This is a genomic window from Amycolatopsis thermoflava N1165, from assembly GCF_000473265.1.
In the GTDB taxonomy this organism is placed as follows: domain Bacteria; phylum Actinomycetota; class Actinomycetes; order Mycobacteriales; family Pseudonocardiaceae; genus Amycolatopsis_E; species Amycolatopsis_E thermoflava.
Window position 1 is genome coordinate 1,506,514 of the sequence record NZ_KI421511.1, and the last position, 9,451, is coordinate 1,515,964.

The 9,451-nt window shown below is 74.2% G+C and carries 13 protein-coding genes; 8 read left to right on the forward strand and 5 right to left on the reverse strand.

The features are described 5' to 3' along the window. Positions 1-45 precede the first annotated feature (45 nt). Complete coding sequence (locus AMYTH_RS0107500) at positions 46-1,188, forward strand: coiled-coil domain-containing protein (protein WP_228684624.1); 1,143 nt, start codon at positions 46-48, stop codon at positions 1,186-1,188. Between the two features lie 70 nt (positions 1,189-1,258). Here AMYTH_RS0107500 and AMYTH_RS0107505 read toward each other — a convergent pair whose 3' ends face one another. Then, on the reverse strand, positions 1,259-1,744 hold the full coding sequence (locus AMYTH_RS0107505; RefSeq protein WP_228684626.1) for a winged helix-turn-helix transcriptional regulator: 486 nt from the start codon (positions 1,742-1,744) through the stop codon (positions 1,259-1,261). A gap of 39 nt (positions 1,745-1,783) precedes the next feature. Between AMYTH_RS0107505 and AMYTH_RS44230 the strand changes: the two genes are divergently transcribed. Genes AMYTH_RS44230 through AMYTH_RS0107520 form a run of 3 tightly spaced genes read left to right on the forward strand, consistent with a single transcriptional unit; the run spans position 1,784 to position 4,879 of the window. After that, positions 1,784-3,148: a DHA2 family efflux MFS transporter permease subunit gene (locus AMYTH_RS44230; protein WP_209440751.1), complete on the forward strand. Its 1,365-nt coding sequence runs from the start codon at positions 1,784-1,786 to the stop codon at positions 3,146-3,148. A 25-nt stretch (positions 3,149-3,173) separates the two neighbouring features. Continuing rightward, positions 3,174-3,884, forward strand: a complete 711-nt coding sequence (locus AMYTH_RS0107515) for an NUDIX hydrolase (protein ID WP_027929788.1) — start codon at positions 3,174-3,176, stop codon at positions 3,882-3,884. Further along, positions 3,881-4,879 (forward strand): ADP-ribosylglycohydrolase family protein, encoded by a 999-nt coding sequence (locus tag AMYTH_RS0107520; protein ID WP_027929789.1) that lies wholly within the window; start codon positions 3,881-3,883, stop codon positions 4,877-4,879. Before AMYTH_RS0107515 ends, AMYTH_RS0107520 begins: the two co-directional genes overlap by 4 nt. A 4-nt stretch (positions 4,880-4,883) precedes the next feature. Here AMYTH_RS0107520 and AMYTH_RS0107525 read toward each other — a convergent pair whose 3' ends face one another. Then, positions 4,884-5,774, reverse strand: coding sequence for a zinc-binding dehydrogenase (locus tag AMYTH_RS0107525; protein ID WP_027929790.1), 891 nt, complete (start codon positions 5,772-5,774; stop codon positions 4,884-4,886). Positions 5,775-5,872: 98 nt separating this feature from the next. On the opposite strand from AMYTH_RS0107525, the gene AMYTH_RS0107530 reads away from it, so the two are divergent. Genes AMYTH_RS0107530 through AMYTH_RS0107540 form a run of 3 tightly spaced genes read left to right on the forward strand, consistent with a single transcriptional unit; the run spans position 5,873 to position 7,223 of the window. Beyond that, a complete protein-coding gene (locus tag AMYTH_RS0107530) occupies positions 5,873-6,250 on the forward strand; it encodes a winged helix-turn-helix transcriptional regulator (RefSeq protein WP_017982396.1) in 378 nt (125 codons plus the stop codon). Next, a complete protein-coding gene (locus AMYTH_RS0107535) occupies positions 6,247-6,477 on the forward strand; it encodes a hypothetical protein (protein ID WP_027929791.1) in 231 nt (76 codons plus the stop codon). The genes AMYTH_RS0107530 and AMYTH_RS0107535 overlap by 4 nt, the downstream gene beginning before the upstream one ends. A gap of 32 nt (positions 6,478-6,509) precedes the next feature. Continuing rightward, complete coding sequence (locus AMYTH_RS0107540) at positions 6,510-7,223, forward strand: trimeric intracellular cation channel family protein (RefSeq protein WP_027929792.1); 714 nt, start codon at positions 6,510-6,512, stop codon at positions 7,221-7,223. Here the strand turns inward: AMYTH_RS0107540 and AMYTH_RS0107545 are convergent. Then, a complete protein-coding gene (locus tag AMYTH_RS0107545; protein WP_027929793.1) occupies positions 7,208-7,792 on the reverse strand; it encodes a helix-turn-helix domain-containing protein in 585 nt (194 codons plus the stop codon). The genes AMYTH_RS0107540 and AMYTH_RS0107545 overlap by 16 nt on opposite strands. A gap of 78 nt (positions 7,793-7,870) precedes the next feature. Between AMYTH_RS0107545 and AMYTH_RS0107550 the strand changes: the two genes are divergently transcribed. Then, on the forward strand, positions 7,871-8,440 hold the full coding sequence (locus AMYTH_RS0107550) for a class I SAM-dependent methyltransferase (RefSeq protein ID WP_027929794.1): 570 nt from the start codon (positions 7,871-7,873) through the stop codon (positions 8,438-8,440). Here AMYTH_RS0107550 and AMYTH_RS0107555 read toward each other — a convergent pair. Both AMYTH_RS0107555 and AMYTH_RS48705 read right to left on the reverse strand, forming a co-directional pair. Next, positions 8,430-9,281: a dihydrodipicolinate synthase family protein gene (locus tag AMYTH_RS0107555; protein WP_027929795.1), complete on the reverse strand. Its 852-nt coding sequence runs from the start codon at positions 9,279-9,281 to the stop codon at positions 8,430-8,432. The genes AMYTH_RS0107550 and AMYTH_RS0107555 overlap by 11 nt on opposite strands. A gap of 11 nt (positions 9,282-9,292) precedes the next feature. Then, positions 9,293-9,439 carry a hypothetical protein gene (locus AMYTH_RS48705; RefSeq protein ID WP_228684628.1) on the reverse strand — a complete coding sequence of 49 codons (147 nt, stop codon included), beginning with the start codon at positions 9,437-9,439 and terminating at the stop codon, positions 9,293-9,295. Positions 9,440-9,451 lie beyond the last annotated feature (12 nt).

A 9,451-nucleotide genomic window follows, 5' to 3' on the forward strand; every position in this document is an offset into this window, starting at 1 on the left:
AACCCTAGGTATTGGTTACCAAACTTGAACTGGTAGCCTGCGGTTATGCAGGAGACACCCCCGCCACCGCCTCGCAGGGACGCCACGGGAAGCCGGGAGACCGTGTCCGATCCGGCGCTGTGCCGGTACTGCCGACGGCATCCGCGCAAGCAGCCGGGGCCGCGCGGCGGGCGGCCGGGCGAGTACTGCACGACGGTGTGGGCGGTCGACGAGCGCGGCCGCGAGGTGACGTGCGCGCGGCTGGACGAGGCCGACCAGATCGCGTTCGCCGCCTATGGGCCGGCGATGCCGGGGCTGGACGTGGCCGCGGTCGGCCGGGACGTGAGCCGGGCCCTGGCGGAGATCGCGCCGCTGCAGCAGACCCTCGCCGCGCTGGACGGGCGGCTCGACGCCGAGATCGCCGAGGCCCGTGAGCGGGTCGCGGAAGCCGAAGCCGCCCGCACGGACGCCGAGGCCAGGGCGGACGCCGCGGAGCAACAGTCCGCCGAGGCTGCGGCCGCGGCCGCGGCCGCAGCCGACCGGGCGGAGGCCGCCGACAAGCGCGCGGCGGAAGCCGAGCAGCGCGCCGCGGCCGACCGGAGCCAGGCCCAGCGCGCGATCGCCGACCGGCTGACCGCCGAGGGCGAGATCCGTCAGTTGCGGGAACGGCTGGACCAGCTCGAAACCGAGCACCGCCAAGCCGCGGAAACGGCGGCCGCCCGCATCGAGGAGCTCACCGCCGCGGCGGCCGCCCGCGCCAGCGAAGCCGAAGCTGCCCACGCGCGCGCCCGGCAACTCGAGACTGACCTGCGTGACCTGGCGACGCAGCACCACGAGGACCTCGAACAGCTCCGCGCCCGCCACGACCGAGCGCTGACCGAGGAACGCGCGAAGCACCGCGAGGACCGCGAGCGCTGGCAGACCGAGCACGACCAGCGAGTAGCGGCGCTACGCGAACAACACGAAGCAGCGTTGAACGCCGCCCGCGAACGCGCCGCCGAGCTGGCCACAGCGGCCGCCCGAGCCGAAACAGCAGCCACCGAAGCCCGCACCGCCGCCACGACGGCCACCCGCACGGCCGACGCCGCCGCGGCCCGGCTGTCGGCCCTGCGGGAGGGCGTGCTGGCCGCATTGGCTGATACGGGAGCCGACTTGCCCGCCCGGTTGCGCACCCTGCTGGCCGACACCGCCCCGGCTGCCACCAGCTAGCGGTACCAGCTCAGGGTCTGTTCGAACGGGGAGCCTTCAGTCGACAGTGCGTGCCCTGCAGCACCGTTGATCAGCTACTGGAGCACGGCCGGCGCCACGCCGGGTTGAGGCGGACGCCCAGTTCCTCCAGCTCGACCGGATGCCCGTCGTCGGTGCGGAGGCCGGCCCGGACCGGGGCTCCGGTTTCGTGGTCGACGTACAGCAGGGTCGGTCCGCCGTCCTGGAGGTGCTTGTCCGCCCACTGCATCAGGCCGATGACCACCGGCAGCAGGTCGCGGCCCATCTCGGTGAGCACGTATTCGTCGCGGGTGCGGCCGCCCGCGTCACGGTAGGGCGGCTTTTCGAGCAGGCCGGCCTCGGTGAGGTGCCGCAGCTGCCGGGCCGCGGCCGTCTCGGTGATGCCGATCCGCTCCGCGAAGGCGCTGAACCGGGTGGTGCCGTAGAAGGCCTCGCGCAGGATGAGCAGCGCCGACTTCGTGCCGACGATCTCCAGGGCCTTGACCAGGGAGCAGTGATCGGTCTTCCACGAGCTGAGGTCCGCGAGCGGACCTTCCATCACGGCGGGCATGGGTCACGGCGCCGGGAGAACGCGATCGTGGTCGTGCTGTGCCTGGCCGCGTTCATGGCCACGCTCGACGTCTTCGTGGTCAACGTCGCGTTCACCGGCATCGGCGCGAGCTTCGCCGGGTCGTCGCTGGCGGACTTGAGCTGGGTGCTCAACGCCTACACGATCGTCTACGCGGCGCTGCTGATCCCGGCCGGGCGGCTGGCGGACCGGCACGGCCGCAAGGCGGGCTTCCTCGTCGGGCTGACCGTCATCACCCTCGCCAGTGTGGGCTGCGCGGTGGCGCCCGGGCTGTGGTGGCTGGTCGCGTTCCGGGTGCTGCAGGCCGCCGGCGCCGCCGCGCTGACCCCGGCCGGCCTGGGACTGCTGCTGACCGCCCTGCCGCCCGAGCGGCGCGCGGGCGCGGTGAAGGTGTGGGCCACCACCAGCTCGTTCGCCGCCGCACTCGGCCCGGTCGTCGGCGGGGCGCTGGTGGAGCTGTCCTGGAACTGGGTGTTCCTGATCAACGTGCCGGTCGGTGTCGTGGCGTTCGCCGCGGCGATGCGCCTGGTGCCGGAGTCCCGGGACGAGTTGGTCACCCGGCTGCCCGACGTGCCCGGCGCCGTCGTGCTCGCGGTCGCGATCGGCGCGCTCGCGCTCGGGCTGGTGAAGGGTGGCGAACGGGGCTGGACCGGCGCGGCGGCCCTGGGTGCGTTCGGCGTCGCGGTCGCCGGCGTCGCGGTCGCCGGCATCGCGCTGCTGGTGGTGCGGGTGCTGCGGCACCCGGCGCCCGTCGTGGAGCCGGCCCTGTTCCGCGTGCCGGCCTTTGTGTGGGCGAACGTCACGGCCTTGGTGTTCTGCACGGCGTTCGGGGCGTTGTTCCCCAGTGTCGTCCTGTGGCTGGAGAACGTCGCCGGCTACAGCGCGATCGCCACCGGTGTCGCGATCCTGCCGGTGCCGCTGATGGTCCCGCTCTTCGCGATGGTGGGCCAACGGCTGGCGCGCCGGATGCCGGCCGGCGCGCTGGTCGCCGTGGGCAACCTGGTGTTCTGCCTGGGCGCGGTGATGCTGGCCTGGAACGCCTCGGCGCAGGCCCGGTTCGCCACCGACGTCCTGCCCGGTTGGATCGTGACCGGCGTCGGCATCGGCCTGGCGCTGCCGACCCTGATGGCCGCGGCGACGGCGAGCCTGCCGCCCGCCCAGGCCGCGACCGGCAGCGCCGTGGTCAACACCGGCCGCCAGCTGGGGTACGTCCTCGGCGTGGCGGTCCTGGTCGCGGTGCTCGGGCACGCTCGACACCCCGCACCCCAGAGCGACGACGGGTTTCGCGGGCGCGTGGTGGTTCATCGCCGGTGCGGCCGGTCTCGGTGCCGTCACCGCGCTCGGCCTCACACCGCGGCGGCGGATGGTTTATAGTCACTGAGACCAATAAGGGGGGTGGATGTACGACAAGCACGCGTACGAGCCCTTCGCGGTGACTGTCGATCTCGCGGTGTTCACGGTGCGCGCGGGGCGGCTGTGGATCCTGCTCGTGGAGCGGGGTGCGGAGCCGTTCGCGGGGTGGTGGGCGCTGCCGGGCGGGTTTCTCAGGCCGGACGAGTCGGCGGAGGCCGCGGCCCGGCGGGAGCTCGCCGAGGAGACCGGGTTCGCCGAGGTCGCGGGGCTCCATCTGGAACAGCTGCGCACCTACAGCGAGCCGGACCGGGACCCGCGGATGCGCGTCGTGTCGGTGGCTTTCGCCGCGCTCGTGCCGGGTGCGCCGGAGCCCACGGGCGGCGGGGACGCGGCGCGCGCTGTCTGGGTGCCGTTCGGTGAGCAGGGTCCGCTGGCCTTCGACCACGACCGCATCCTCACCGACGCCCACGACCGGATCGGCGGGGAACTCGAACGCACCGGCCTGGCGACGGAGTTCTGCGAGCCCGAGTTCACGCTCGGCGAGCTGCGGCGGGTCTACGAGGCGGTGTGGGGGACCGGTCTGGACCCGGCGAACTTCCGGCGCAAGGTGCTTGCCACCCCGGGGTTCGTCACACCCGTGGCAGGCGCGTCCCGGCTGACCGGCGGGCGCGGCAAACCCGCCGCGCTGTACCGGGCCGGTGGCGCCGCCACGCTGCACCCGCCGCTGCTCCGACCGACGGAAGGACGACGTTCATGACCAGGCAACCGGCCACCGGCTCGCTGCTGGGCCTCGCGCTGGGCGACGCGCTCGGCGCGCCGACCGAGTTCCAGGGTGTGCCGGCGATCCTCGCCGCGCACGGGCCGTGGCGGGAGATGGACCTGCCCGGCCCGGTCGCGTTGATCACCGACGACACGCAGATGGCGCTGGCCGTCGCCCGCGCGGCCATCCTGGGCGAGCTGGAGCCGGAGCGGTTCGAGCCGCCGTTGCGGGCGGAGTTCGTCGCCTGGCTGCGCTCGCCCGAGAACAACCGCGCCCCCGGCGCCACCTGCCTGCGGGCCTGCCGCCTGCTGGAGGCCGGTCATCCGTGGCCGGCGGCCAGCCAGATCACCTCGAAGGGCTGCGGGGCGAACATGCGGGTCACGCCGCTGGGCCTGCTGCCCGGGATCGACGGCGAACAGCGCGCGGGCGCCGCCCAGTTGCAGGCGGGCCTCACGCACGGGCACCCCACCGGGCTCGCCGCCGCCGATCTCACCGCGCACACCGTCCACCTGCTGGCCGAGGGCGCCGAACCGGCCGGGCTGCCCGGGGCGTTGCGCGACTACGCCGCCCGGCACCGCGACACCTACCACGAGCGGTGGCTGGGCGACCTGTGGACGCGCGCCGGTGACTCCTCGCCGGAGCAGTTCATCGCCCGCGGCTGGGACGAGTGCCTGGCCGCCCTGGACCGCCTGGATGCGGCGGTGCGCGACGCCGACCGGGACACCGACCCGTGCCTGGCTACCGGCGAGGGCTGGGTCGCCGAGGAGGCGCTGGCCACCGGCCTGCTGTGCTTCCTGCTGTTCCCCGGCGACCCGGTGCTCGCGCTGCGCCGCGCCGCCTGCACGTCCGGCGACTCGGACTCGATCGCCGCGCTGGCCGGCGCGTTCGCGGGCGCCCACCACGGCGCCGGAGCCTGGCCGCCGGAGTGGGTCGCGCGGCTGGAGCACCGCGACGAGCTGTTGGCGTTCGGCGCGAAGTGGGACATGGCCTGACCCGTCACGGCACGAGCAGCCATCGGCCGCGCCGGCCGCCGCCGGCCACCTTGTCGTAGGCGACGGCGGCGTCGGTCAGCGGCACGCGGCCGGCGACCCGCAACTCCAGCACCCCGGACGCCGCCAGGTCGAGCACACGAGCGAGCCGGGCGCCGTCGGGCTGGACGCTCGAGATCGATATCGAGATGTCCCGTTCGGGGCTCGCCGGAGACGCCGAGGGCACGCCGGCGAACGCCCCGCCGTCGCGGAGCGCGGGCAACGCCGCCCGGTGCAGCACGGCGGCGTCGACCACGGCGTCGAACGACGGGCCCGGCACCTGCGTGACCAGCTCGCGCGCCCCGGCCCGCAGCACGAAGGCCCGGTCGGTTTCGCGGGCGAGGCCGGTCACGGTCCAGCCGGCGTGGGCGGCCAGCGCGACGGCATACCCGCCGACGCCCCCGGCGGCGCCGGTCACCAGCAGGCTCCGCCCGTCGGCGGGCCCCAGGCTGTCCACCAGCTCCGCGGCCGTCAGGGCGTTGACCGGCAGGGAGGCGGCGGCGACCGGATCGAGGCCGTCGGGCAGCCGCGCGGCGGCGGACGCGGGCAGGACAGTCTCCGCGGCGTGCGCGCGGACCGGCGCGGCGAAGTCGGGATGCAGCGCGGCGACCGGGTCTCCAGCCGCGAAGGCCGTGTCCGTGGTCTCGGTGACCACGCCGGTCAGCGACATACCGAGCCCGACGGTGCCGGTCAACCCGAAGATCGCGCGGGCCGGCCCGGCGGCGAGGAGGACGTCGACGGGGTCGACCGAGGCGGCGGTGACCCGGACCCGCAGCTCGCCGGGCGCGAGCGCGGGCAGCGTGACCTCTTCGGCGGCCGGCGCGGTGGTGCCGGGCCGGGACACGAGTGCGAGAGTCATGGTGTTCCTTCCCTGGTGTGGACAGCACCACCATCGGGGACCTACTCTCCGTTGGGAAGTAGGCACTGTGAAGTCGGGTAGGCACCCGGAGGTGGGCCATGGAGGTCACCGAGCGGCCCGCGCGGTTCGACGCGTTCGCCGCGAACTGCCCCAGCCGGCGGCTGCTGGACACGATCGGCGACAAGTGGGCGAGTCTGGTGATCGTGGCGCTCGGGCTGACCGGCCGGATGCGGTACTCCGAGCTGTCCGCGCGGATCGCCGGGGTGAGCCAGAAGATGCTGACCCAGACGCTGCGCCACCTCGAGCGGGACGGGCTGGTGAGCCGCACGGTGACCCCGTCGGTGCCGGTGCGGGTCGACTACGAGCTCACGCCGCTGGGCCGGTCGCTGCTCGGCATCATGCGCCACCTCAAGGAGTGGGCCGAGGAACACATGCCCGAGGTGGACCGGGCGCGCGCGGAGTACGACCGGCGGTGACGGCGAAGGACCAGCTCAGCCTGTTCGAGGCGCTGCCGTGGTTCGTCCCGGACGTGCCCGCCCCGTTCGCGGACGAGCGGCGGGCGCACCTGTTCGCCGACGAGCAGCCGTACCTGGGGTACCGGATCGCGCGGTGTGGTGAGCGGCGCCGCATCTGGACGGCGATCGAGCACGTGCCCGGTGGTGCGGACGTGCCGCGTTGCGCGGAGTGCCTCGCGGTGTCCTGATCGTCCGTCCACTGCGGACTAGGGTGCCGGGTGTGGCTGGAACGGCGGTCGAAGCGATCAACCAGGTGACGCGCTACCTGGATCTGGCGGGCGTGTTCGCCTGCGCGATCCTCGGCGGTGCGATCGCCCGCAGCGAGCGGCTGGACCTGTTCGGGTTCCTCGTGGTGGGCAGCGTGTCCGGGCTGGGCGGCGGGGTCATCCGGGACACGCTGCTGCAGCACGGCACACCGGTCGCGCTGACCGATTACGCCTACCTGCCGACCGCGCTGGCCGGCGCGCTGCTGTCGTTCGTGATCTCGATCAGCGAGAACGCGTGGGACAAGTTGTTCACGGCGCTGGACGCGGCGGTGATCGGGTTCTGGGCGGTCACCGGGGCGCAGAAGACGCTGGCCGCCGGGCTGGGCTGGCTGCCGGCGATCCTGCTGGGCACGACGACCGCGGTCGGCGGCGGCGCGCTGCGTGACATCATGCTCCGGCGCGTGCCGGCGGTGTTCGGCGGCAACGCGCTGTACGGCACGGTGGCGGCGGCGGTCGCGGCCACGATGGTCGTGTGCCACTACCTGGGCGCCCCGCTGGTGGGCGTCGTGGCCGGGGTGGTGGGCGCGCTGCTGTTCCGGCTGGCGGCGGTGAAGTTCGGGTGGAACCTGCCCAACGGGCTGGAGTGGCAGCCGCACTCCCGGCTGGCGAGCGCGTGGCGCACCCGCCGGGTGCGGCGCAACCCGCCGGAGGATCAGCAGGGCCGGTAGCGGGCCCGGATGTGGAAGCGCTCGCCCTGCGGACCGAGGATGCTCAGGAACTCGGCCGGGTGGCCATCGGCGTTGCCGAACCAGTGCGGCAGGTGGGTGTCGAACTCGGCGACCTCCCCGGCGGACAGGACCAGGTCCTGCTCGCCGAGCACGAGGCGGAGCCGTCCGTTGAGGACGTAGAGCCAGTGGTAGCCCTCGTGCGAGCGGGGATCGGGCTCGAGGTCGGACGGCCCGGCGGGCAGGATGTGCTTGACGGCCTGCAGTCCGCCGGGTTTGCGGGTGAGCGGGATGACGGTCATGCCGTGGTGGGTCCTGGGCCGCGGGTAGACGCGCGGGTCGCCGGTGGCCGGCGCGCCAACCAGGTCGTCGAGCGCCACCTGGTAGGCCTTGGCCAGGGGCAGCAGCAGTTTCAGGCCGGGGGTGCGCTGCCCGGATTCCAGGCGGGACAGCGTGCTGACCGGAATGCCGGTGGCCTGCGACAGGGCGGTCAGGGTGGTGCCGCGGCGCCGGCGCAGCTCACGCAGCCGCGGCCCGACGGCGCCGAGCACGGCGTCGAACTCGTCGCTCATGCCCCCACTGTGCTCCCGCTTTTGCGGATTCCGCAAAGAATTTTGTCAATCCGGCGAGTTGCCGGGCACGGTGGGGGCATGGACTGGGACGAGATGTACCGCGGCCGCGAGCGGGTGTTCAGCGGCGAACCCAACGAGGTGCTGGTCACGGAAGTGGCCGATCTGGCGCCGGGGCAGGCGCTGGACGTGGGGTGCGGGGAAGGGGCCGACGCGTTGTGGCTGGCGCGGCGGGGCTGGCACGTCACGGCGATCGACGTCTCCCGCGTGGCGCTGGAACGGGCGGCCGCCGCCGACGACACCGGACGCGTGGCGTGGATGCACGCGGACCTGACGGCGATGGCACCGCCGGCGGGCTGCTTCGACCTGGTGTCGGCGCACTACGTCCCGCTGCGCAGGGCGGAACCCGGTGTGCTGCGCGGTCTGCTCGCCGCGGTCGCGCCGGGCGGCACGTTGCTGGTGGCGAGCCACGACCCCGCGGAGCTGACGCCACGCGAGGGTTTCGACCCGGCCGACTACTACCACCCGGCCGACGTCGCGGCGCTCCTCGGTCCGGAGTGGACGGTGGTGGCCGACGAGATCCGGCCGCGCGCCCGGCCCGCCCGGTACACGCGGGACACCGTGCTGCGGGCGCGGCGGGTCACAGGTTGAGCTGCCGCAGGGTGTCGATCACCTCGCGGCGCGCGGCACCGTCGAGTTCGCGGAGCGGGCGGGGCAGGACGCGTTCGCCGGTCAGGCCCAGGTGGGTGGCCGCGGCGGCGACGACCCGGATGCTGCCGTGGCGGGCGAACAGGTCCCACAGCGGCCGCAGGCGCTCGGACTCGGCCGTGTCGCGCATGACGGCCCGCGCGGTGTCGGGGAACAGGCCGCCCAGGACCGAGTACCAGACGTCGCAGCCGGCGGCCAGCCCCTCGGCCGCGACGGCGTCGCCGCTGATGCCGATCGTGACGGTGTCCGGGATGCGGGCGCGCAGGGCGTCCACGCGGGCCTTGGCGTCGGCGGGCACGCCGGGGATCTTGATGGAGCCGACGTTCGGCAGCGCGGCGATGCGGCCGTGCAGTTCGTCGCTGAACTGGAAGTGCGTGGTGCGCGGGTTGTCGTAGACGCACAGCGGCAGCGACAGTTCGCGGGTCACGTCTTCGTAGAGCCCGAACACTTCGTCGTCGGTGAGGGGCTGGTAGCTGACCGGGGCGAGCAGCACCGCGGCCGCGCCCGCGTTCTGGGCGTCCTCGGCCAGCGCGAGGACCTCGCTGGTGGCCGTGTCGCCGATGCCGACCAGCACCGGGGTGCCCGCCGCCGCGTCGACGGCGATCTTCGCCGCTTCGGCGCGTTGTTCGCGGGTCAGGTACGGGTACGAGCCGGTGGAGCCCAGCGCGCCGATCGACTCGACCCCGGCCGCGGCGAGCCGGGAGACAAGCCGCGCGTAGGCGGTGGTGTCGATGCCGGATCCGGTGACCGGGGTGAGCGGGAAGGCGGACAGGCCGGTGAACATGCGTCGTCCTTTCAGGGGCGGGTGGCGGTGAAGATCGCGTGCCCCGGCATGCCGTCGAGCAGGTCGCAGACGGTCGTGATCTCCTCGCGCCGGTGCGAGACGAACGCGTTGCCGTAGGTGGTGAACAACTCGGTGTCGGAGGGCCGCCAGGCGGGCATGGTCCTCACCCT

What these genes read in the sequence shown, in the direction of transcription:
- AMYTH_RS0107500 (WP_228684624.1), top strand. Translation starts at nt 46, where the DNA reads ATGCAGGAGACACCCCCGCCACCGCCTCGCAGGGACGCCACGGGAAGC.
- AMYTH_RS0107505 (WP_228684626.1), bottom strand. Translation starts at nt 1,744, where the DNA reads ATGGAAGGTCCGCTCGCGGACCTCAGCTCGTGGAAGACCGATCACTGC.
- AMYTH_RS0107515 (WP_027929788.1), top strand. Translation starts at nt 3,174, where the DNA reads ATGTACGACAAGCACGCGTACGAGCCCTTCGCGGTGACTGTCGATCTC.
- AMYTH_RS0107520 (WP_027929789.1), top strand. Translation starts at nt 3,881, where the DNA reads ATGACCAGGCAACCGGCCACCGGCTCGCTGCTGGGCCTCGCGCTGGGC.
- AMYTH_RS0107525 (WP_027929790.1), bottom strand. Translation starts at nt 5,774, where the DNA reads ATGACTCTCGCACTCGTGTCCCGGCCCGGCACCACCGCGCCGGCCGCC.
- AMYTH_RS0107530 (WP_017982396.1), top strand. Translation starts at nt 5,873, where the DNA reads ATGGAGGTCACCGAGCGGCCCGCGCGGTTCGACGCGTTCGCCGCGAAC.
- AMYTH_RS0107545 (WP_027929793.1), bottom strand. Translation starts at nt 7,792, where the DNA reads ATGAGCGACGAGTTCGACGCCGTGCTCGGCGCCGTCGGGCCGCGGCTG.
- AMYTH_RS0107550 (WP_027929794.1), top strand. Translation starts at nt 7,871, where the DNA reads ATGGACTGGGACGAGATGTACCGCGGCCGCGAGCGGGTGTTCAGCGGC.
- AMYTH_RS0107555 (WP_027929795.1), bottom strand. Translation starts at nt 9,281, where the DNA reads ATGTTCACCGGCCTGTCCGCCTTCCCGCTCACCCCGGTCACCGGATCC.
- AMYTH_RS48705 (WP_228684628.1), bottom strand. Translation starts at nt 9,439, where the DNA reads ATGCCCGCCTGGCGGCCCTCCGACACCGAGTTGTTCACCACCTACGGC.